Origin of the sequence: Idiomarina sp. 29L (genome assembly GCF_004123135.1) — a bacterium.
Classification (GTDB): Bacteria; Pseudomonadota; Gammaproteobacteria; order Enterobacterales; family Alteromonadaceae; genus Idiomarina.
In genome coordinates this window covers 151,400-175,041 of record NZ_SDJS01000002.1, presented here as the reverse complement: position 1 = coordinate 175,041, position 23,642 = coordinate 151,400, and the positions used below count along the sequence as shown (strand labels likewise).

At 46.9% G+C, this 23,642-nt stretch carries 17 protein-coding genes; all 17 read left to right on the top strand.

Going from position 1 to position 23,642, the window contains the following annotated elements:
- The first annotated feature begins 104 nt into the window (after positions 1–104).
- The 17 genes from EST55_RS04525 to EST55_RS04445 all read left to right on the top strand — a co-directional run bounded on the left by EST55_RS04525 (position 105) and on the right by EST55_RS04445 (position 23,544).
- Positions 105–1,241, top strand: a complete 1,137-nt coding sequence (locus tag EST55_RS04525; protein ID WP_129496649.1) for a glycosyltransferase family 4 protein — start codon at positions 105–107, stop codon at positions 1,239–1,241.
- A complete protein-coding gene (locus EST55_RS04520) occupies positions 1,234–2,172 on the top strand; it encodes an NAD-dependent epimerase/dehydratase family protein (RefSeq protein ID WP_129496648.1) in 939 nt (312 codons plus the stop codon). The genes EST55_RS04525 and EST55_RS04520 overlap by 8 nt, the downstream gene beginning before the upstream one ends.
- A 14-nt stretch (positions 2,173–2,186) precedes the next feature.
- On the top strand, positions 2,187–2,735 hold the full coding sequence (locus EST55_RS04515) for a sugar transferase (RefSeq protein ID WP_129496647.1): 549 nt from the start codon (positions 2,187–2,189) through the stop codon (positions 2,733–2,735).
- Positions 2,732–3,784: an NAD-dependent epimerase gene (locus EST55_RS04510; protein WP_129496646.1), complete on the top strand. Its 1,053-nt coding sequence runs from the start codon at positions 2,732–2,734 to the stop codon at positions 3,782–3,784. Before EST55_RS04515 ends, EST55_RS04510 begins: the two co-directional genes overlap by 4 nt.
- Before the next feature lie 34 nt (positions 3,785–3,818).
- Positions 3,819–4,985 carry a nucleotide sugar dehydrogenase gene (locus EST55_RS04505; protein WP_129496645.1) on the top strand — a complete coding sequence of 389 codons (1,167 nt, stop codon included), beginning with the start codon at positions 3,819–3,821 and terminating at the stop codon, positions 4,983–4,985.
- Positions 4,986–5,036: 51 nt separating this feature from the next.
- On the top strand, positions 5,037–5,774 hold the full coding sequence (locus EST55_RS04500) for a hypothetical protein (protein WP_129496644.1): 738 nt from the start codon (positions 5,037–5,039) through the stop codon (positions 5,772–5,774).
- Positions 5,775–5,900: 126 nt separating this feature from the next.
- Positions 5,901–6,428 (top strand): hypothetical protein, encoded by a 528-nt coding sequence (locus EST55_RS04495; RefSeq protein WP_129496643.1) that lies wholly within the window; start codon positions 5,901–5,903, stop codon positions 6,426–6,428.
- Between the two features lie 93 nt (positions 6,429–6,521).
- A complete protein-coding gene (locus EST55_RS04490; RefSeq protein ID WP_240665245.1) occupies positions 6,522–9,263 on the top strand; it encodes an SLBB domain-containing protein in 2,742 nt (913 codons plus the stop codon).
- 135 nt (positions 9,264–9,398) lie between these two features.
- Positions 9,399–9,692, top strand: a complete 294-nt coding sequence (locus EST55_RS04485) for a hypothetical protein (RefSeq protein WP_129496642.1) — start codon at positions 9,399–9,401, stop codon at positions 9,690–9,692.
- A gap of 118 nt (positions 9,693–9,810) precedes the next feature.
- Positions 9,811–10,494, top strand: coding sequence for a YjbF family lipoprotein (locus EST55_RS04480; protein WP_129496641.1), 684 nt, complete (start codon positions 9,811–9,813; stop codon positions 10,492–10,494).
- Positions 10,495–10,502: 8 nt separating this feature from the next.
- The gene (locus EST55_RS04475; RefSeq protein ID WP_129496640.1) at positions 10,503–13,370 is read left to right on the top strand and encodes a YjbH domain-containing protein; all 2,868 of its coding nucleotides are present in this window, start codon (positions 10,503–10,505) and stop codon (positions 13,368–13,370) included.
- A 51-nt stretch (positions 13,371–13,421) separates the two neighbouring features.
- Entirely contained in the window at positions 13,422–15,332 is a 1,911-nt protein-coding gene (locus EST55_RS04470; RefSeq protein ID WP_129496997.1) for a nucleoside-diphosphate sugar epimerase/dehydratase, read from the top strand.
- A 149-nt stretch (positions 15,333–15,481) separates the two neighbouring features.
- Positions 15,482–16,951: a glucose-6-phosphate isomerase gene (gene pgi, locus EST55_RS04465; protein ID WP_129496639.1), complete on the top strand. Its 1,470-nt coding sequence runs from the start codon at positions 15,482–15,484 to the stop codon at positions 16,949–16,951.
- A 189-nt stretch (positions 16,952–17,140) separates the two neighbouring features.
- Positions 17,141–17,890: a 3'(2'),5'-bisphosphate nucleotidase CysQ gene (gene cysQ / locus EST55_RS04460; RefSeq protein WP_129496638.1), complete on the top strand. Its 750-nt coding sequence runs from the start codon at positions 17,141–17,143 to the stop codon at positions 17,888–17,890.
- Positions 17,891–18,186: 296 nt separating this feature from the next.
- Positions 18,187–20,601, top strand: a complete 2,415-nt coding sequence (locus EST55_RS04455) for an Ig-like domain-containing protein (protein ID WP_129496637.1) — start codon at positions 18,187–18,189, stop codon at positions 20,599–20,601.
- Between the two features lie 243 nt (positions 20,602–20,844).
- Entirely contained in the window at positions 20,845–23,043 is a 2,199-nt protein-coding gene (locus tag EST55_RS04450; protein ID WP_129496636.1) for a S8 family serine peptidase, read from the top strand.
- A 15-nt stretch (positions 23,044–23,058) separates the two neighbouring features.
- Positions 23,059–23,544, top strand: a complete 486-nt coding sequence (locus EST55_RS04445) for a hypothetical protein (protein ID WP_129496635.1) — start codon at positions 23,059–23,061, stop codon at positions 23,542–23,544.
- Positions 23,545–23,642: the final 98 nt, after the last annotated feature.

Here is a 23,642-nt window from a genome sequence, read left to right as displayed (position 1 = left end):
ATTTTTACTTCAATCAGAACTTTCATAGTTAGGCTAACTAATTCCGTATCGAGTAGTAACAGTTCAGGAGCTTACCTTTCTAACAGTGGGTTAAAGTCACATACATGCAACAAAAAATACTTTTTATTATTAACACGCCTGAGTTTTTTCTTTCCCATCGTGCTTCTATAGCTGAGGTAGCTCAGCAAAACGGGTATTCAGTTCATGTTGCCACCGGCAAAGGTATTGCTGCTCAGGAGATAACACGACGAGGCTTTCATCATCATGAAGTGCCTTTTAGTCGCAGCGGGCAAAATCCCTTAATTGAACTAAGAACGATATATAAGTTGCTGGTGTTATTTAGAAACGTTAAACCAGACTTAATTCACTTGGTAACGATAAAGCCAGTGTTATATGGTGGTCTCGTAAATCGCCTGAGTATTAGAGTGCCCCTTGTTGCTGCTGTATCAGGCCTGGGTACGGTATTTACATCGTCCTCGCTGTTAGGTAGGTTGCGACGCTTTGTAATTAAAAGACTTTATTCATTTGCTCTTGGCTGTCGGAAGGTGAAAGTTATCTTTCAGAACCCGGATGACAAATTGATGCTATTGAATGGCGGTGTCATTAGTAATAAAAATACGGTTCTGATACGTGGTTCGGGCGTTGATCTAAACGAGTACGAGGCGTTACCGGAACCTGATGGCGATAGAGCCCAAGTTGTTATGGCGGCTCGCTTGCTCTTGGAGAAAGGGGTTTGTGAATTTTACAAAGCCGCTAGGTTATTAGCGTCGCGTAATGTGCCGGTAGAGATGAAGCTTATTGGTACGCCGGACACCGGTAACCCCAATAGCTTGTCTGAATCAAAATTTGAGTCCTGGAAGGAAAAGTCTTTTATAAAAATTCTAGGCTTTCGCAAAGATATTGCCACGCAGTATGCCAATGCAAATATAGTCTGCTTGCCGTCATACTATGGAGAAGGTTTGCCAAAGTCTTTAATAGAAGCAGCCGCATGTGGCAGGGCTATTATTACTACTGACTCTCCGGGCTGCAACTACGCTATTGAAAATGGTGTTACAGGTCTTTTAGTTCCACCAAAAGACCATATTGCACTAGCCGATGCTATCGAAGAATTGGTGGTCAATAAAGCTAAACGAAAGCAGATGGGCGAAGCTGGCAGGCTCTTTGCCGAAAAACATTTTGATATTAACGTTGTAGTGAAACAGCATTTGGCTATATACCAAGAGTTAATTACTCATGAGTGAACCGAGCAAGATACTTTTAACCGGTGCCAGCGGGTTTATTGGAAATGAGCTATTTAAGCAGCTAAATAATAACGGGTTCGGGGTAATTGGCACCGCGCGACAGTTTTACGGTGACTCTATTCTAGCTATGCCATTAGGCACAAAGGACTGGTCACCAGTTTTAGATGGTGTAGAGACAGTTATTCATTGCGCGGCTTTAGCACATGTACCACAGTCAAAGGACGAAGCTTTTAGAGCTAAAGTTCGTGTATTGAATGTAGAAGCACCAGCAAAATTAGCTAGGCAAGCAAAAGAACACGGCGTGAAGCGCTTTATCTTTCTCAGCTCGGTAAAGGCTTTGGGTGAGTCTACGCCGCCCAACTCGCCATACAACAGCAACAGCGAATGCTCACCAGAAGACCTATACGGGAAGTCAAAACGCGACGCGGAGCTGGCCTTAAAAAAAGAGTTAGAAGGCTCAGCTACTGAACTCGTGATTATTCGACCTCCTTTGGTCTACGGTCCCGGGGTAAAGGGGAACTTTAAAGCGCTAATGGGGGTGGCAAAAAAAAACTTGCCGTTGCCTTTTGCTTCCGTAGAAAATAAAAGGAGTCTGGTTTCGCTTGACAACTTAGTCAGCTTAATTGTGACTTGTGTCAAACACCCAGAGCCTTTAAACGGTACTTTTTTGGTTAGCGATGACCACGATGTTTCAAGCAAAGAGCTTTTTGAAACCCTAACTCGTACTTATGGCAAAGACCCTAAACTTTGGCCTTTTCCTGTAAGTTTAATGAAACTTAGCGCAAAAATGCTGGGCAAAAAAGCCATTGCAGATAGGCTGTTTGGTAACTTACAACTTGATATTAACCATACAAAGAAAGCTCTCAACTGGGAACCTCCGGTTACCTTTAACGACGCCATACAAAAATGCGTAAAAGCGGAAAATAACTAGCGGTAATTTATTCAATGATTAGATGTCTTGATTTTATATTTTCATTAATGGGCTTGGTTGCTGGGTTGCCTATACTCATTCTGCTGACTCTTATAGGCTTGTTCGACACAGGCTCTCCTATTTTCCGACAAGAACGAGTAGGTAAAAACAAAAAGCCCTTTGTTTTAGTTAAGTTCAGAACCATGAAAAAAGACACCGCTTCTGTAGCGAGCCACTTAGCTAGTAGCGCTTCTATTACAAAGTTTGGGCACTTTTTGCGTCGCACTAAACTGGATGAACTGCCGCAGCTTTGGAATGTTCTAAAGGGTGAAATGAGTTTAGTGGGTCCGCGCCCCGGGCTCTTTAATCAGGAAGAACTAACGGCGGCACGCGAGGCTAAAGGCGTATTTAATGTTCGCCCGGGTATTACCGGCTTAGCCCAGGTTAATGAAATAGACATGTCGACCCCGCAGCTACTGGCTGAAACCGACGCGAAGATGATTCAAACATTAAATTTAAAAACCTATTTTCAGTACATTTTTATGACGGTTACCGGTAAAGGCTCAGGGGATAGAGTAAAATGAAGGTTCTAGTAACAGGCACAGCAGGCTTTATTGGTTTTTACACTGCTTTAAAGTTGCTTAAGCGAGGCCATACCGTAGTCGGGCTGGATAGTATTAATGACTACTATGATGTGAACCTAAAGTATGGTCGCTTACAAGAAAGTGGCATAAAGCAAAGTAATATCGAATACGGTGTAACGGTTCAATCCGAGCTGCATTCGGGGTATTCGTTTATACAGTTAAAACTTGAAGACAAGCCCGCATTAGATGCCTTGTTTGAACAAGAACAATTTGACGCCGTCTGTAACCTAGCTGCCCAGGCCGGAGTGCGCTACTCGCTGGAAAACCCTAATGCTTATATCGATTCCAACATTGTTGGTTTTATGAATGTGCTGGAAGCTTGCCGCCATAACGGTGTTAAGAACTTAAGTTATGCGTCCAGCTCATCGGTATATGGTTTGAACGAACAAATGCCGTTCTCAGCCTCACACGGTGTAAATCACCCGGTTAGTTTGTATGCTGCCACGAAAAAGTCCAATGAACTAATGGCGCATACCTATGCTCACTTGTACGGTATACAGTGTACTGGTCTTCGCTTTTTTACCGTTTATGGGCCTTGGGGCAGGCCCGACATGGCGCCTTTTATTTTCACCAAGGCAGCATTGAACGGTGACACCATTAAAGTCTTTAATAATGGTAAAATGAAGCGTGACTTCACCTATATTGACGACATTGTCGAGGGTGTGGTGCGCGTTATTGAAAACCCATGCAAAGCCAATAATGAATGGAACGGTAAGCAACCGGACCCGTCCAGCTCCTCGGCGCCTTATAAAATTTACAATATAGGCAATAGCGAGCCTATAGAGCTTATGGCCTTTATTGAAGCCATTGAGAATGCTGCTGGCGTTGAAATACAAAAAGACTTTCAGCCTATTCAGCCTGGTGATGTTGTAGCCACTTATGCCGATGTGTCTGAGTTAGAAAACGATATGGGTTATAGACCGTCAACGCCAGTAACTGAAGGCATGAAACGTACGGTTGAGTGGTACAAGCAGTTTTATAATGTCTAAAAGTTCATAACAAGAACGAACAATTGGGTATTTTATGAAAATAGCAGTAGCAGGGACAGGGTACGTTGGTTTATCCAATGCGGTCCTTTTAGCGCAAAATAACGATGTGTATGCAGTCGACATTATCGAAGAAAAAGTAGATCTTATAAATAATAAAAAGTCGCCCATTGAAGATAATGAAATTTCTGACTTTCTTAATAAAAAAGAACTGCGCCTTAAAGCAACGTTGAGCCCAGAAGAGGCATACAGCGATGCGAACTATGTGATTATTGCGACACCGACCGACTACGACCCGGAAACCAATTACTTTAACACCAGCAGCGTAGAAGCGGTCATCGCACAGGTTAAACAAATCAATCCTGACGCCGTTATGGTCATCAAGTCGACCATTCCGGTAGGCTATACCCAAATGCTGAAAGAGAAAATGGTAACCGATAACATAATTTTCTCGCCTGAGTTTTTGCGTGAAGGCAAAGCCCTTTCCGATAACCTTTACCCTTCGCGTATTATAGTGGGGGAGCGCTCAAAGCGAGCTGAGGTATTTGCCAAGCTGTTGAAAGAAGGTGCGATTAAAAAAGATGTGCCGACGCTTTTTACCGATAGTACAGAAGCGGAAGCTATTAAACTTTTTGCGAATACCTATCTAGCTATGCGTGTTGCCTACTTTAATGAACTGGATACCTACGCTGAAGTTCATGGTTTAAGCACCCGGCAAATTATTGAAGGGATAGGGTTAGATCCCCGCATAGGTGACCACTATAACAATCCCAGCTTCGGTTATGGGGGTTATTGCTTACCAAAAGACACCAAGCAACTGCTAGCCAATTACCAGGACGTGCCGCAAAATATGATGCGAGCGGTGGTTGATGCTAACCGCACTCGTAAAGACTTTATTGCCGACAGTATTATTGCTCGTAAGCCAAAAGTTGTTGGTATTTATCGATTAGTGATGAAACAGGGCTCTGATAACTTCCGTGCCTCGGCCATACAAGGTGTGATGAAACGCATTAAGGCGAAAGGTATTGAAGTTATTGTTTATGAGCCGGTGTTAAAAAAAGACAAGTTCTATAACTCACGTGTTGTGAATGATTTTCAGGGTTTCAAAGCCGAAGCGGACGTAATTGTTTCAAACCGTATGGCGCCAGAGCTCCAGGACGTGGCTGACAAAGTGTATACGCGAGATTTGTTTGGGAATGACTAGTCGCTAGCGTCTAATGCGCAGGTGACTTTTAAAAAGAACAGGGTATAAGCAATGCAAACCATGACACTACAAAACTATACTGGTGCATCATTGCTTAACGCAAGACAGTTAAACCTGTCTATGAGCTTAATGCTTGGGGAGCAAACGCGCCCTAAGCAACTGACTAAGCAGCAGCTCATGCAATTGCTGAATGTGCTGGAATCTTTGGCTATGTCATCGAAGGTGTTGTTTGATGGCTCCATACAGCAAGATGATAAACAGCAACTTAAAGACCATAACCATCTCTACCGCGACCTTCTTAAAGAAACCAGTTTGGTTGCAACCGACCAATGGTTAGGCTGCTGCCAGCAGGCCGCTGCTCAGTCCGCATTACTTATTAAAGAATGGTTGGAAAGCCCCGAGCGCTGGTCAGAGCAATCTCCCGTTGCGCAAAGCGATGCCGAAAAGTTTAAACAAGCATTACTTGAAGGCTTTACCCAAAAGTTTACCGACAGACGCAAGCTGGCTAAAAGCACATTAACGGATAATAACTTTCGCGGTGCGAAATGTGTTGCCGGTTTATTGGTGACTGTTGCTGAGCAAGCCCCTTTTGACCAACCTACCGTTTCTGACTTTGCTCTTGCTTTTAACCAGGCAGCGCAAAGTGATGATGACACTTCTCACAAAACAGGCCAGTTAGTTTCCGGGCTTATAGACCGCTTTCGCGTCAACTTTGTGAATGAATTGGCTGCGCAGCACAATGCAGTTTATGTTGCCGCACCTGCCATTGAAGAGTTAAAAGCGCAATAAAGCGCGCTGCTCTGGCGCTACTTAGGTAACCAACTGCAACAGCAGTCGAGCCTGAATGAGTTACAAAGCCTGTCCCAAACTGAGTCTGAAGCGCTTCAAAGCTTTCCGTATGCCTACGCATTGCTGATGCAGAAGAAAGTCACCAGCCCTACAAAACTCCTCGATTTACTTTTCAAAGTTCGTGATGACGCTGTTATTGCTCAGCAAGCCAAAGAAGAGCAAAGCGGGAAACGGTTCGTGCATGAGTGGAGCTTAGAAGAGTTTCAGGACATGCACGCTGGCCTTTTCGGAGATACCTTTGCCGCAATAAACAATCACAAAGCTGCTTGGCACGAAAACTTATTAAACATTGGTCGCTCATGCCTACCAGCACTGCTGTCTGTAGGCTCCGCGGGCTCAGGTATCGTGATACCGGAAAGCGCTGTTGAAGGCACTGTCGCTGTAAGTATGGCATCTGCCGGTGTGGCGCTTGAAAATGCAAATCGGTTTAGTGGCAATAGCGCGAGCGATAATAAGAGCATAAAACTTTACCGCGATAACTACATGCGCTGGAATAAACTATTGGATAAGGCCGCAACACAGACCTCAAGAGGTATGTCTTTGCAGGGACGGGTAGAAGATATCTTTGGTGTGCCGGTGGTGAGCTCAGTTTAACCACACGCTATCGTAGCTTTTTTATGAGTTAGCTTATAAAATGCTGCGATTATCCGGGTGCAAATTAAGTAAAAAACATAAAGGGGAAGCGCTTTGATTTCTTGGAAGTCTATCTTGTCGAGTATGGTACTGCTCGTTGCTGTTGTGGCTTTAGGTAATTCAGTAACGGTACATGCGCAGTCTATGCCAAGTCAGGCTCAAATTGAGCAGTTAAAGAAACTGCCTCGTGCTCAGCAGGAAGCCCTTGCCAGGCAGTTTGGTATTGACCCCAGCATGTTGGATCAGTTAAACGGTTCTTCTTCAAGCTCAAGCAGCAAGAGCCAGCAACAAGAAGATGTCGTTTTCCCGCGAGGCACTCGTTTTGATAAAAATGGCGACCCGATAATTCCGGAAGATTTGGAAGCTCAGTTCACTCGAGACGACGATGAGTTAAAAGCATTCGGCTATGACTTGTTTTCCGGCGAGCCAAAAACCTTTGCACCCACCTCTTATGCACCAGTGCCTTCCAGTTACATTATGGGCGTTGGCGACACCATTAAAATTCAGCTTTTTGGTAAAGAAAACCGCACCTACGATTTAACCATTGACCGAGAAGGTAAAGTGGTTATTCCTGACCTGGGTGAGCTGACGGTTGCTGGTTTAAGCTACACCCTAATGCAGGAACTTATTCAGAATCAGGTAAAACAGCGGCTTATTGGCTTTAATGCAGCGGTTTCTATGGGTGAGCTGCGCTCTATTCAGGTGTTTATTGCGGGTGAAGCCTATAAGCCGGGCTCATACACGGTAAGCTCGTTGTCGACCATTAGCCAGGCGCTGTATGTTGCCGGTGGTGTGTCGGACATTGCGTCACTGCGTTCTATTCGGCTAATGCGCGCTGGCGAGGTCATTGCTGACTTCGACTTGTACGACTTGCTGCTAAAAGGTGATGCGTCCGACGACCGTATTTTGCAAAGTGGTGATGTTGTTTTCATTCCTGCGCGTGGTGACATGGTTACTGTTAAAGGCCAGGTTAAACGTCCGGCTTTATATGAGCTAAAAGGCGATGAAACTTTAGAAGACGCATTACATTTTGCTGGTGGTAGTGAAGACGACGCTTACTTAGCGTCGGCACAGCTCGAGCGTATTGTTCGAGGCCAGCGGGTTATTAGTACGGTTGACTTAACCTCAAATGCTGAGTTGGGCAAAGCGCTGAAAGGCGGTGATGTATTAACGCTTCGCCAGGTGTCAGAGTCGCTGAACAATAGCTTGTTGTTAGTCGGTGCGGTGACTCGTCCGGGGCATTACGAGTGGAAGCCGGGTATTCGCATCAATGATGTTTTACTCGACAGCCGTCAGGACTTATTAGAGCAAGCTGATTTAGGCTATGGTCTTGTTGTGCGTGAAACAGGGCCGAAGCGCGATTTGAGTTTGTATCAATTTAACGTGGCGGAGGCTATTTCTGGCGTTGAAGGTGAGAACTTACAACTGCAAGAGCGCGACCAAATTGTCATTTTCAGCCGCTACCAAACGAAAGAAGAAGAGGAGCAGAAGCTCTCTCGCTTTACTTTAACAAAGCAGGAGCGTCAGGCTGAAGAGCGTCAGGAGTTATTGAGCGATTATCGTCAGGCGTTTTTAGAAGACTTGGTAAAAGAAGCTAAAGCGTCCGAAGAGGAAGAGAGAGAAAAGCTAGCACAACAACAACGCTTAACGCCTTTATCTGAGTTGTTTGGCTCTCCGGACGAAGATGATGTTGAAGTTGCGGAGGAAGACTTGGCGTTGTACTCACGTGATAAAATGCTGGAACCCATAATGCAGCGCATTCAACGTCAGCGTACTCGCAACGGCAATACGCCACTGGTTTACGTGTCGGGTGAAGTTAACCACCCTGGGGTATACCCTTTAGTGGAAAATGCCAGTGTCAGTCGCTTAATTGATGCTGCGGGCGGTATTAAAGACTCGGCGTACTTAAAACGTGCTGAAATTACCCGTTTTGAGTTCAATAAAGACACCACTCAGACTGACTATGTCACAGTTGCATTGAATGATGTGCTGCAAGGTACTGTGGATGTTCCGCTGCAAGGGCGTGACCGTTTAAACGTGCTGAGTATTCCTGAATGGCAGAGTACCTATGAAGTGACCCTGCGGGGGGAAGTCCGCTTCCCGGGAACCTACGCCATTAAGCGGGGGGAAACTCTCACGCAGCTTATTGAACGGGCCGGTGGCTTTACAGAGCATGCTTTTATAAAAGGTGCTGTATTTACTCGTGAAGAGCTGCGAAAGCAAGAGCAAGAACGTAAGAAAATTTTAGCGCAAGAGCTTCAGCGCGAAGTTGCCGGTAACATGTTAACGGGCACGGGTGAAAGCCGAGTTTCATATGATGAAATGCGCACCTTGCTGGCAGATTTGCTTTCGGCAGAGCCGGTGGGTCGTTTAATTATGGACTTGCCGAAACTACTAAGTGCGAACGGTGCTAATGACATTCAGTTAAAAGACGGCGACACCTTACACGTTCCTTCCCGTAATGACTCGGTCAGTATTATGGGTGAAGTGCAGATGGCGACGTCGTACCGCTTTGACCCTGACGTGTCGGTAGAAGAATATATTGAACGCAGTGGTGGGACCAAAGAAAAGGCTGATGAAGATCGCATTTATATTGTTAAAGCCAACGGCGCCATTGAGCGGTACGAAGGCGGTAGCAGCTGGTTTAGCTTCAGCGAAAGCTCGCAGCTAGGTCCGGGTGACGCCATTATCGTTCCTATGGACACAACCTATACTGAAAACTTAGAATTGTGGTCTCAAGTAACCAGTATTTTGTATAACACCGCTGTAGCAGTGGCTGCTATTAACAGTATTTAATAAATTTTACTGAAAATTTGAAAATCCAGTTTGCAATTAATAGCGTATAAACATACTATGAAAGTTGCTGTTAACTGGAGAGTTTTCAGTCTACGGCGATACATGTATCAATATCTCGGGAGTGAGGTTAATATTATGAAAACTTTAGCATTATCAGTTATTGCTGCGTTAGGTTTAGCGACCGCACCAGCAATGGCACAAGAAGGTGCTGCTGGCGAAGAAGCGTCTGGTAGCGGTATCGGTGGCATGTCAACTCAAGCAATGATCTTTGCTGGTGTTGCAGCAGCGGCAACTGTAGCAGTTGTTTCTGACAGCTCATCAAACCCAGTAGTTGACGACAACCCTGAAGAACCAACAGATCCAGATCCAATTGTGACTGTAACTGGTACAGGTACTAACACCTACACTATTACTATTCCAGCTCAGTAATAGCTTATTGTGTTGGTTGCGAAGCGCTTCGCAGTGAACACTTTAAAAGAGCTGTGATAAAATACCGCCGTTTGGCGGTATTTTTTTATGCGCGATGGTTTAACTTGTGAGACTTCTTATGATTCGGAACGGATTCTTTGCCGGTTTCTTACTAATTTTGGTTGGCTGTACAGCCGTTACGGACGAAGTTCGTGAAACGGTTGAATTTGCGTTTAAAGACATTGAAGATGCAGAGCTCAGCGCCGAGGAAATAGATAACTTTCCTTACACTTCCTTGTATGCCCAGTGGCAGGGGAAAGCCCGAAGTCTGATTGTGCTAGGCTTTGTTAATAAACCAAATAAGTACCATTTTATTACCGCCGAGAAAGAGACCTTCGTTCTTGAGAATGGGCGGGTCACACGCACTCAAAGCCTCGATGATAACCTGTTAAGCGTGTCGAATTTAAAGAATGACCCGCTGCGTTGCATTGTAACAGCCCCTCAGTCTTGCAATAGCACCTGGCAGCGCGCCTATGACTACCAGTTCGACGGCGGCACCCGTGTTAGTCGCGACGTGAAGTCGACTTTCACTGTGAAGCAGCAGGAGCAACTGGCTATGCCTTATGGTCAGGCAACGGCGACACTAGTGGAAGAAGTGGGGGAGTTTGTTTTGACCGGCGAGCGCTTTGTGAATCGATTCTGGGTGGAGCCGGACGGTCATGTTATAAAAAGCGAGCAACGCATTATTCCCAATAAGCCGCTATTAAATCTTACCCAGGTCACCTGGATTGGTCGCACTAATAACTCAGAATCAGCCCAATGAGTGATGTTATGAAACGTATTTTTATTGCTTTATTCGCTATAGCCGTTTTGGCTGAGTCAGGCGTTGCAAGCGCAGAAACCAAACAGGTGCAATTTGAGGGGCCGGTTCGATTAAAGCAAGCATTGAATGCCATTGAAAAGCAAGGCCTTCTGGCGGACGTATATTGGCCGGCTGTGCGCTTGGTTAAAACCGATGAAGCTGCTGAGTTAGAGCAAAAAAAGCAGAAGGTCCTTTTGCAGCTGGCTGAACTGGAAGCTTATTGGCGCGGCCGCCGTGAAACCGACAAAGCCGATGCTGCGCTTATGCTGCAAGGTCAAATTAAGGGTTGGCAGTTGGGGCAACAATACTGGGGTCACATAAGCATTGAACAAGCGCGCCAAAACTTAGCGGACAACCCACTGCTACCAGAAGGAAGTTACTCGTTAGTGTTGCCTGAACGCCCAGAGCATATTTATGTGTATGGCTTAGTCAGTAAGCCGGGTAAGTACGCATTTCATACAGGCAAAACAGTCGCAAACTGGTTGAGTAGTATTGAAGAGCAGTCTGACTTGCTTAGCGGCTACAACAAAAGTGTCGCGACGGTAGTGTCTGTTGATGACGAACAACAAACTAACTGGGCGTACTATAAACAAAGTGACGCTGAGCTTATGCCGGGCAATATCCTTTGGTTAGGCTTTGAGCCGAATCAGCTACCGCCAAAATATAAATCGTTAAATGACGACATTCGTGGTTTGTTGAAGCATTTTGTGGCCGATACATCGGTTCGCTCAGCAACTAACGCGCCTGTGTACCAGGTGGGCGCAGCACCTACATCAGAATGGCATTGGTCGCGTCGTGATTTGTCACCCAGTTATAACGACTACGGCTCGGTAGGGTTATTGCAGAACCCAACAGCCCGTATGATGGAGGAGGGTGCTTTTGCGCTGAGCTATACCGATATGGATGAGTATCGCCGCTATACAGTGAGCCTGCAGTTGTTGCCGTGGTTAGAAACCACAGCGTTTTATACCGAATTTCCTAATCGTTTATACAGTGATGTGCCGGATTTCAGCGGCGATAATATTTATGCTGACAAAGGCTTCGACATAAAAGCCCGCTTATGGGAAGAAAGCTATTGGCTGCCTGAAGTAAGCGTGGGTTTTCGTGACTTTGCCGGTACTGGCTTGTTTGATGCCGAATACGTCGTCGCAAATAAACGCTTTGGTCCGGTGGATGTCAGCTTAGGTTTGGGCTTTGGACGTATGGGCACGCACGATGACTTAAATAACCCATTTTGTGAATTATCTGACGAGTACTGCCGTCGAGAGAGCGGCTATGGTGGTAATGGAGGAACCGTAGATGCAGAGCGCTGGTTTACCGGTCCTATGGCCGTATTCGGTGGCTTGGAATATCAAACGCCGTGGGAGCCACTTAGCCTGAAAGTAGAGTATGACGGTAACGACTACTCGACCGAACGTGCCGGCGTACCGATAAAACAAGACAGTCGCTGGAACTTTGGCGCGAATTACCAGATATCCGATTACTTCGATGTGCAACTGAGTTACGAGCGTGGCAATACGCTTATGTTCAACTTTAGCCTGCGCACCAACTTCAGTACCTTGAACCAGATAAAGGTGACGCCTGACAAGGTGGTACCCACAGAAGAAAAGCGCAAAGAGTCATTGGCTGACGTAGACTGGGCAGGAATGAACCGCACTATGCGTGAGCAAATGGCGTTTAGCGGAGCGCGCTTTGCCGCAGAAGATGATGAAGTGACCATGTATGCTTACCACTTCCGTTACCGTGACAGTGAAGAAGCTTATGACCGGGCGGCTCGCGTTATGGCGGCGGAGTTACCCGACAGTGTGAAAACCTACAATATGGTCGATATGGCGCTGTTCGACCCCAACGTGAACACCAAAATTGATGCCGAACGGTTTAAAGATAGGGTACTTAACCGGGAGCCGGGCAAAGACGTTGACGAAGTGGACGACTTGTTCGTTCGACTGGAGTCGCCGGATATGCCTGAGCGCGGCGACGATAGCTGGATGCTGAACCCTGAGAATAAGTTCACCAACCGCTATGGCCTGAAGCCTTTCCTGGACCAAAGCTTTGGTAACCCGGAAACCTTCTATACCTACCAGTTGGGTGTGTACGCCTTTGGTCGTCGTTGGCTGAATGACAATATTGAGTTGTTTGGTGAGGTGGGCTTTAACATTGCCACTAACTATGACGACTTCTTATTCTTAGGTGGCGGGAAGGATGCTTTACCGCCGGTGCGTACTGACATTCGTAAGTATGTACAAAACGATATTTGGTTAGACTCAGCGCAGGTAACGTACCACAAACGTTTAGGCAAGGACTGGTTTGCCATGGCTTATGCCGGCTACTTAGAGCGTATGTACGGTGGCTTGGGGGCCGAAGTGCTTTACAAGCCGGTAGACAGTCGGTGGGCCTTTGGTTTGAATGCTAACCGGGTTCGTAAACGTGACTTTGAAGGTGGCAGTGGTTTCTTAGATTACGAAGTGACCACCGGCTTTGCGAGTGTTTATTATCAAATTCCATGGCTGTCGGACTCGTTATTGCAGTTAGACTTTGGCCAGTTCCTGGCGAAAGACAAAGGCGTACAAGTGACCATGCAAAAACGCTTTGACAGCGGTGTGGTTGCCGGGGCGTATGCGGCCTTTACGGATGTGTCATCGGAAGAGTATGGTGAAGGTAGCTTTACCAAAGGCTTCTTTATTAGCATACCCTTCGACTTAATGAGTGTGCGTCCGACACGTGAGCGCGTTGGCTTTACCTGGGTGCCATTGTCACGAAATGGTGGACAACAGTTGCAACGTCGCGCCCGTTTGTATGACTATACAGATGACAGAGCGCCGTTTTATAACCGCTAATACACGGAAACGATAAAAAGGATAAATACCGTGAATCCATTGAAGTTGTTGATGCAGTTACCGAGAAACGTGAAGCGCGGAATAGGGCTTTTCGTTGATGTTGTGTCCATTACGGTAGCAATGGTAACGGCCTATTTACTTAGCTTTGATGCCATTATGCCGCTGAAATGGTCGCAGTGGATGATTCTTGGTGGCCTTGTTTTGTGCGCAACTTTATTGGCGTTTATTCGTTTTGGTTTGTACCGTGCGGTTGTCCGCTACGTTGGCTTTAAAGTTCTCAGCTTAGTTTTTGTCACCGTGATATTCAGTGGCGCGTTCTTAGTGATTGGCGCTTTGGTCATGGGTATTGCGCTGCCGGTGTCAGCGGTCGTGAATTATGTGTTGCTGGCATTTTTGTTAACCGGTGGCAGCCGTTTGATTGTTCGTGAAGGCTACCAGCGTGCTATGAGTCGTAAGAAGGATCGGGTGCTGATATACGGCGCCGGGTCTGCCGGTCGTCAGCTGGCGCAAGCCCTGAACAATGGTGGTGAGTTTCATCCGGTGATGTTTGCTGACGATGATCCGGGTCTGCAAGATACGTCGGTGCTTGGTATGAGCGTTATTAACCCGGGGCGTATTGAAAAAGCCGTGTACGACGCTGATATCCAACGTGTGCTTCTAGCCCTACCTAGTACTCCTCGTTCACGCCGCCGTGAAATTCTGGAGGCCTTAGAGTGTTTGCCCGTTAAAGTACAAACAGTGCCGGGCATGGCTGACATGGTGAACAATGAAATGTCCATTGACCAGTTACAGGATATTCGAGTTGAAGACCTTTTGGGGCGTGATCCGGTAACTCCTGACGCCCGTTTAATGGAAAAGCATATTACTGGTTTAACGGTTCTGGTGACCGGAGCCGGCGGTTCTATTGGCTCTGAGCTTTGTCGGCAGATATTGTTGCAGCGGCCCAAAATACTGTTGCTTTATGAGTTGTCTGAATTCGCTTTGTATAGCATTGAAAGAGAGCTGACTGATATATGTGAGCAACAGGGCATTGGCGCTGAAGTAATACCCGTTATTGGTACTGTACAAAGACGAAATCGTATTGAGACAGTACTGAAGAGCTTTAATGTCGACACGGTTTACCATGCTGCCGCTTATAAGCATGTGCCTTTGGTTGAATACAACATGGTTGAAGGTGTACGTAATAACGTTTTTGGCACCTGGCATACGGCGGAAGCGGCGATTTCGGCAGGCGTTAAACAGTTTGTGCTGATTTCTACCGACAAAGCAGTGCGCCCGACCAATGTGATGGGGACGACGAAACGCTTGTCGGAGCTAGTGTTGCAAGCATTAGCGTTACGTCAGTCGGAAACGCGTTTTTGCATGGTACGTTTTGGTAACGTTTTAGGCTCATCGGGTTCTGTCGTACCGCTGTTTAAGGAACAAATTGAACGTGGTGGGCCGGTAACGGTGACCCACCCCGATATTACCCGGTTCTTTATGACCATACCGGAGGCGGCTCAGCTAGTGATACAAGCTGGTACTATGGGGCATACGGGGTCGGTGTTTGTATTAGACATGGGCGAGTCGGTAAAAATAGTTGATTTGGCGCGCAAGATGATTCGCTTGTCTGGCCTTGAGGAAAAAACTGAGAAGAACCCGCACGGCGACATAGCTATTGAATTTACCGGCTTGCGGCCTGGTGAGAAGCTGTACGAAGAGTTACTCATTGGCGACAATGTGGAAGCCAGTGATCACGCTCGTATTCTGCGCGCGAATGAGCAGTCTCTGACCTGGGATGACATGAAACAGTTACTCGAAAAGCTTGATGATACGTGCCAGCGCTTTGCGATTGATGAGCTACGTGACGTGTTGCTAAATGCTCCAACAGGTTACAAGCCGACAGACGACCGTATTTGTGATGTGATTTGGAACAAACATAAAACCTGTGAAGATAAAAGCGACGACGCAGATGTAGCTTGATGCGCCCAGTCGTAGCCTGATGCTATTGCATCAGGTGCGATCTGCCCGCTTAAACCAGTACATAAATAATTAGGCAGTGGCGATATTTACAGCACCGTACCTGACGTAATAACGTCAGGCTACAAGGGAATAAAAAACGGAAGTAATTAATGATAAAAAACGGATCTTACCTGGCACTGGACACCAGCTACCAAAAGCTGGCAGTGAATGAACTGATTGAACAAACGGGAAAACGCTTACCTGAATCATTTAATGATGCTCGCCAGCAACTTAGCCGTGGTGAATACCTGAATGTCAGTGAAAACCGCCCGGTGACGCACACGTTAAGCCGTTCTATTCACGCGGTAGCTAAACAGACGAACCGTAAAACACGCTTTGTTGAGGTGGTTCAGAAGCTGCGCTCTGGCCGCTGGCTAGGGTCGACCGGCAAACCCATTACCGACGTTGTCAATATTGGCGTAGGCGGTTCTGACTTAGGCCCGCAAATGGGGGCGTTTGCATTAAAAGAGTTTGCCGATGATGCAGTTTTGCATGACTTACAAGTGCATTTTGTGTCATCGATGGACGGTGGTCAGTTATATGCCGTTCTGCCGATTGTCGACCCTGAAACCACGTTATTTATTATTTCTTCTAAGTCGTTTGGCACTATCGACACCTTTGCTAATGTCGATACTGTGCGCCGCTGGATAGAGCCTGCGTTAAGCCAGGAGCAGTGGTTGGACAAACACGTAATAGGTGTGTCGGCGAACGCCCAGGCAATGACCGACTATGGCATTCCACCGGCGCAGCAATTTACCTTTGGCGAAGGGGTGGGTGGACGTTTTTCGTTGTGGTCGGCTATTGGCTTGAGCATAGCGCTGACAACTGGTGTGCGACCATTTGAGCGTATGCTGGAAGGCGCGAAAGCCATGGACGAACACTTTTTTACGGCGCCGGTGGAGGACAACATTCCTATGCTACTGGCATTGTATGGCGTGTATAACCGTGAAGAGTTGGGCATTAATAACCTGGCTATTTTGCCGTACGACGGGCGCCTGCGTATGTTGCCGAACTACCTGCAGCAGCTGGACATGGAAAGTAACGGCAAACAGGCAACCGCAGACAATAAAGCGATTGATTACCCCACCGGCCCGATTATTTGGGGCGGTTTTGGGCCGAATGGGCAACACGCTTTTTTCCAACACTTGCACCAAGGCTATGATCAGTTTGCCGCTGATTTTGTGGCGGTGTTAAAGCGTGAGGCGCCGGGGTTCAAACCCGCAGTTCAGGAAGGTTTAGCTGAGCAGCAACGGTTGGCGGTTTCTAACTGCTTAGCACACAGGCGTTTGATGTGGGAAGGTAGCCCCAATACTGAGTCACCGCGTGATAACTATCCCGGCGGGCACCCGTCGAATCTACTGATAATGGATGAGCTAACGCCAGAAAGCTTTGGTGCACTGATTGCCGCGTACGAGCACAAAGTGTTTACTCAAGGCGTCATTTGGGGCTTAAACAGCTTTGACCAGCCGGGTGTTGAGAAAGGCAAAAAGATAGCAAAAGATGTGCTTCGAGTACTCGACGGCGAAAGTGATGAGTCCTTTGATGAAAGTACCGATGCCGTTATAAAACGGATGCGGTGATGTAGCCTGATGTGACAACACGTAGCCTGATGCTATTGCATCAGGTGCGATCCCTCCAATAACAACCAAAACATAAATAATTTACTTTGGTGGCAGTTTCGCCATCTCACCTGACGTAATAACGTCAGGCTACGCTCCTCCTATAATTTACGATACAATTCCGATATAACCTCCTAACCGAAAGTACCCATGCTTGAAGATGTAAAAAAAATAGCCCGTGACGCGGGCGCGGCGATTATGGATGTGTACGAAAGTGATGACTTTAACGTGCAACAAAAGGGCGATGACAGCCCGCTGACAAAAGCAGATTTAGCGGCTCACAAAGTGATTTGTGAAGGCTTACGCGCGTTGGAGACCCAGTATCCGATCATTTCGGAAGAGTCTTCAGATATAAGCTGGGAGCAGCGCAAACACTGGTGCCGCTACTGGTTGGTTGATCCGCTTGATGGCACCAAAGAGTTCATTAAACGCAACGGTGAGTTCACGGTGAACATTGCCTTGATAGAAAAAGGTGTGCCGGTAATGGGTGTGGTCTACGCGCCGGTACTGGATGCCATGTACACCGGCGAGCGTGATATGGGTGCGTGTTTGAATGATAAGCCGATAAAAGTAACGTTGAATGCCCCGGCCACTCTGCGTGTGGTTGGTTCGAGATCACACCCTTCTCAGGACACGACCGATTGGCTAGATGCCTTAGGTAAACCGTACGAAATGGTGCCGATGGGGAGCTCGTTGAAAATATGCCTCGTTGCTGAAGGCAAAGCGGACATCTACCCACGTTTAGGCCCAACCTGTGAGTGGGATACCGCCGCCGCCCACGCGGTGTTAAGTGCGGCTGGTGGTGAGATAACAACCATTACCGGCGACCCGCTGCTTTACAACCAAAAAGAAGACTATTTGAATCCGCACTTTATTGCCCAACCATTGTCCCCGACGTAATAACGTCAGGCTACATACGGTAGCCTGATGTTATTGCATCAGGTGCGATCTCTCCCATATAAACCAACGTTTAAATAACCCGGTAATGTTGATGTCGGCAACATCTCACCTGACGTAAATAACGTCAGGCTACCGCATCAGTCTTTTGTTTTGTGTCAATTGACGTCAACTTTTGTTTTGTAAAGAATTTGTAAATACACTTTTGACTTTTATCAACCCCTTTCCTAGTTATTAACGTTACGCGTCATTTTTACGCTGTTTTGGCGCAGAACAAAAACAACAGCTAGGAACATGCTATGAGATATTCATACCTTTTATTATTCGGCGTTGCACTGACCTTAACGGCGTGCGGCGGAAGTGACAGCAACAATGACACAGGCTCTGGTGGCGGTGACGGTGGTACCAGCAACACCGCACCAGAGGCAGTAAATGATGAGATAACTGCTGATACTGGCACAGAGTTTAGTATCGATGTACTTGCTAATGACGCTGATGCGGATGATGACACATTAGAGATTACTGATGTATCTGCTCCTGAGAATGGCACCGCCACTATTGATGGCTCGGTGATACTTTACACGTCAAATGACGGGTATACCGGCTCTGACTCATTTACTTATACGATAACTGACGGCGAAGACGAGGCTAGCGCAGATGTTACCGTAACGGTTCAGCAAACCGTTAGCGTCTCAGGCAAAATTGTCGACTCTCCAATAGCTAATGCAACAGTCACCGTTACTATTGGCGGTGAAACCTATACAGCGACAGCTGACGCAGAAGGAGCATACACGTTAGATATTACTTTCGTTGACGGTACTGAGCTATTGACTATTAATGCTCAGGGCTCAGCTGAGAATAACCAGGAGTACGTCGAGCTAGTCAGTGCACTGTCATCACTGGCTTCGTTAGCGGCAGCGGCCGGCGATGATGGCGTGTTGGATCGTTCCGAAGCAGCCGGCACGAATGTGACCAATGTCACTACAGCGAGCCATACGTTGATGATTGAAGCCAACGGAGGTGAAGCGCCGACTGATGAGGAAGCGCTAAGCGTTGCTCAGGAAGCGGTTGATCCTAACGAGCTACTTGAAGTGTCAGCGGTGATTAAACTGATTATTGATAATGAGAACTTTAGTCTGCCGGAAGGTACTGAGAGCGTATTAGACTTGGTACAGAATACCGAGTCGTATAACGCTTACGTTGCGGAAGTGGAAGCGACCGATCCTGATGCTTTAGATGCGGTTGTTGAGGAAATTATTAATGATCCTGAACTCGTTGAGCAAGAAGAAAGCCCAACTCCGCCCTCATTCTATTTGCCAACGTCGGCAACTCGTCCGGGGTTTGTGAGTCGCTCTTATGAAGCGCTTGTATTTGAAGCCGATGGTAGCGGTATGATTGTTTCTCCATTTTATGCAAACGGCAATAGCAGTTCAGCCTTTACATGGGAAGTTGGGGAAAGCAATTACTTTACGCTGACCTATGAAGAGCCAGTTCAGTTTGTGAGTTACCCGCAAGTGAGTTCGGTGACCGATGACCCTGATATTTTAGCGGCTTATGAAGCGGCCGGCGCTAGTCAGGTGGAAGCAACTTATACCGAAAATGGCAAACGGTTTAAAGTTATCACCAAAGGAAATAGACAGGACACGATTCGCCAAGAGTACACTCAGACGGTCACTTATGCGCCTTTGGAATGGAATGGTGAAACCTACCAAATTCCGTCGGCAGAAAATGAATACTCGTCTAATACCGTGTACTTGAACGGTGATAATTTAGAGCTTATTCCGGCAACGGAAGAGGATGTTATTGGCACTTGGGCTGTTAATGTCCTGGGGCAATTTGCGCCGGAAGACGGTTACGATCAGTTCGCGACGGATATGGTATCTTTCAACGCTGACGGCAGTTTTAGTGCGATGTATACCGGTATTGAGGGCACATGGGAGTTGTCTGAAGGCACCGTTGAGATGTTCTATGGTGATGTAGAGCAGACTGTAGAAATATTTAACCAAATTGGTGAGCTCTATGCGGCATTAATGGCTGCGGAAACCCCGGATGGTAATATTGTTGCAAGTTATAATCGGGTTGTTAAGCAAGATCCTGAAATAGCGGCTATTGAGGATGATGTGGTGACCGCAGCGGATCAGCTTTGGTTTGGCCATATAAACTCGTGGGTTAAAGATGCCTGGAGTGAAGAGTTGGATATTCCATTGGTCTCTTACTATTTCGGGTGGCAGTTTGAGCCAGGTACAACTGGCTACAATGTCAGTGTCGGGTGTGAACAGCCCAATGAAGATGGTTTATGTGTTCATGGAGAGTCAACTTTGACGCTTAATACCAACAGTATTAACTGGTATTTGTCTGAAAATGGTCAGGTGATTGATATTGAACGGGCGGCTATTTGCCAAAGTTGGGGCTTAACTGATGACTGTCGAGTTCGCCGCTGGCATATTCTTCATGAAACTGATGATGGTTGGGTGTATGTGATGGAGTTTGCGTTTGAGGACTTCCAGCGAGGCAACGGAGAAGTCAATGTATCCAGCACCTGGATTCAGCCACGGATAAACATGATGGAGTTGCGTGGTCTGCCTGGCGAGTTAAGCAACCCGGATATGGGGCAGAGCTCGGAAAGCACTGCAGCCGCTGTACGCTCAGTCGATAGTGTTAAGAGAATAAACTTCTTACCGAGGCACGAAACACTGTCTCTACCTCTGCAGTAAACTGAGAAAAAACTGTCAGAGTCTATTTATATCGCATCTGATGTGTTGGCATCGGATGCGATATATCCGTTTTAACTACCCTATAAATAAATCGTATATACCCCCGCACTTCGCTTCTCTGCTTTTTTTAGTTAATACTAGGTTATAAGTTTTAATAATTTGTTACATTTGAAATTTACATAATATTAACAGTGCCGCTATAGTGTTTGTCCTTTTTTAGGGGAAATACAAATAGAGGTAAAAATGCCAAAACAACAATTCAAATTAGCGGCATTGTCAGTTGCTGTTGTGATGGGTCTTGCGGCCTGTGGCGGTAGTGATGATAATTACGCACCAACCGTATCTGGTGACACAGCAGTGACCGTTGGCGAAGGTCAGACGATTGAAGGTCAGGTTCAGGCGACTGACCCTAATGGTGATACCATCACGTATTCTGCTCGTGCGCTTAACGCAGATGGCGAAGAAGCAAACGGTATTGTCACTATCGATTCTTCAGGTAACTTCAAATACGTTACTTTATCGGCGGAAGCGGTCACTATTGAAGTGACAGTCAGTGATGGTCAGGAAGAAACGGTTGAAACCATTGAAGTTGCAGCAGAACAAATTCCAAGTGACCCTATTGCGTATCAGCAGTGGCACTTAAACAACACAGGCCAAAAGACTTACACCCAGACTCAAGCTGCTCTGGACTTCTTGGTTAACAACTACGGTTGGACTGAAGAAGACGCGCGCGAAGCGTTTTTTGATGAAAGCATTTACGTACCAGGCGAAGACATGAACGTGTTGGAAGCCTATGCACAGGGTGCTTACGGTCAGGGAATGTTGGTTGGTGTTGTCGACTCTGGTTTGGAAGTAGGTCATCCTGACCTAAGCGCGAACGTTGCAGCGAATATGTCACTGAACTTTGACCCGAATGCGCTAGACCGAATGGATCCAACAAACCGTTTGTCGAACCGTGGTGACCATGGTACATCGGTTGCAGGCCTTATCGCTGCTGAAGCCGGTAATGGTTTAGGCGGCCGCGGTGTTGCACCTAAAGCGAAAGTATTTGGTGCGAACTACTTAGGTGGTAACGTTTCTCAGAACGAACTGAACTCTGCACTAAGCCACGGTTTACCGGGCAGTGGTGTACAGGTAAGTGACCCTCTGATTGCCTATAACCGAAGCTACGGTATTTCTTACCCGGCGGCGCTGTACACTTACCCTACCGATGAAGCCTTTGAGAAATACGTTGCTACTGATTTACGTAACGGCCTGGGTGCCTTAAACGTTAAATCTGCAGGTAACTCTTTTAACGGCGGCGCAACTGGTTTATGTGACGTTAATGGCTCAGTAAGTGAAGGCTTAACGTGCTTAAACGGTAACATGGACCCGTCGAATGCAAACTTCTACACCACAACTATTGCGGCGGTTAACTCCGATGGCGGACACACCAGCTACTCAACGGCGGGCTCTAACGTGTTCTTGTCAGCGCCGGCAGGGGAATACGGTGAGTTTGCTCCGGCAATGGTGACGACGGATCAGTCAACCTGTTTACAGGGTTACAGCAGCTTCCCATATCAGGATTACCTGGACGGTTTAGCAGGAGCTCCCGGTTATTACGAAGCATTCCGTAACTTTAACGCTCCGGGCCATGATGAAAACCCATCGTGTAACTTTACCAGCACCTTTAACGGTACCTCGTCAGCTGCGCCTAACGCGTCTGGTGTTGTTGCCTTGGTAGGTTCAGCAAACCCAGCACTGAGTGCTCGTGAAATTCGTCATATTTTGGCGAACACGGCAGACCAGGTGGATGCTGAAGACGAAGGCGTTGTTCTGACTGTTGGTGGTGGCGAATTTGTTGCTGACCCAGGTTGGATTGAAAACGCAGCCGGTTATACATTTAACCTGAAATACGGCTTTGGTCGTGTGAACGCCGGTGCGGCGGTCGCAATGGCGAAAGAAACCGAAGCGGGTTCTATGCCTGAGCTAGTTGAAACTGAGTGGATGGATGTTTCACCGGAAACAACCTTAGACATTCCGGATAACAACGCGGAAGGAACAAGCTATAGCTTCACGGTTGAAGATGACATGACGCTTGAAGGTCTGCAGTTATCACTGACTGTAAGCAATGCTGATTTCAACGGCTCAGGTTGTTCATTCTACAGCACAGCAGGTTCAGACCTGGCGGTTGAGTTAACCTCTCCTGCTGGTACAACGACTCAGCTGCTTTCTGGTCGTCAGGAAATTATCGTGGGTGCGGAAGGTCAGTGTAGCCCTTATATCCTGGAAGACACCGTACTTCTGGCAAATGCATTCTACGGTGAAAGCTTAGCGGGTGAATGGACTGTTCGTTTAGTCGATACTAATGGTGATGACCTGAACTTAAGTGGTTTCCCAGTATCAAACAACACAGTACCTTCAGTTCTTGAAGCTGTCAGCGTTCGTGCATTCGGTCATTAATAGGAGCAAAGAGATATGAGTTTAGTAAAAGCACTATTAGCAGTGGCCGTAAGCGGCGTGGTAGCAGTTTCGGCTACCGCACAAGAGCTTCCGGCTCCTCAACAAAAGCAAAAGCCGACTGTTGATTTACAGAAGAAGCTTGAAGCCAAAGCTGACTACAAACGTTACAGCTTTACCAAAGTACCTGAGTCTGCTGAGGCTACCGCTGAGAATGAAAATGTTCTTTTGGCGGGCACAGAGATGGTTGACCGTATTACGGGTGAAAAAGCGTATGTATCAGGCATTATTACCGTTTTAACCGAAAACACTGACGCTAACGAATTAGCGAACCAGTTTGGTTTAACGGTTGAGCGTGTGTATTCACGTTTGAACCTGGCTATGCTGAAAGCGCCTGAAGGCACCGATATGCTGAAATTGCGTGAGCAACTAAAAGGCGTTGAAGGTGTTAACAGCATTAAAGTTGAGGTTGTCGAGAATATTCGCAAGCCTCACGTGCTGTAATATTTGTTCAGTCATTGAAACCGCATCTGGTTTGCGCCAGGTGCGGTTTTTTTGTGTCTTTTTTCTGTCATTTGATTTTAATTGAACGGTCAATTAAA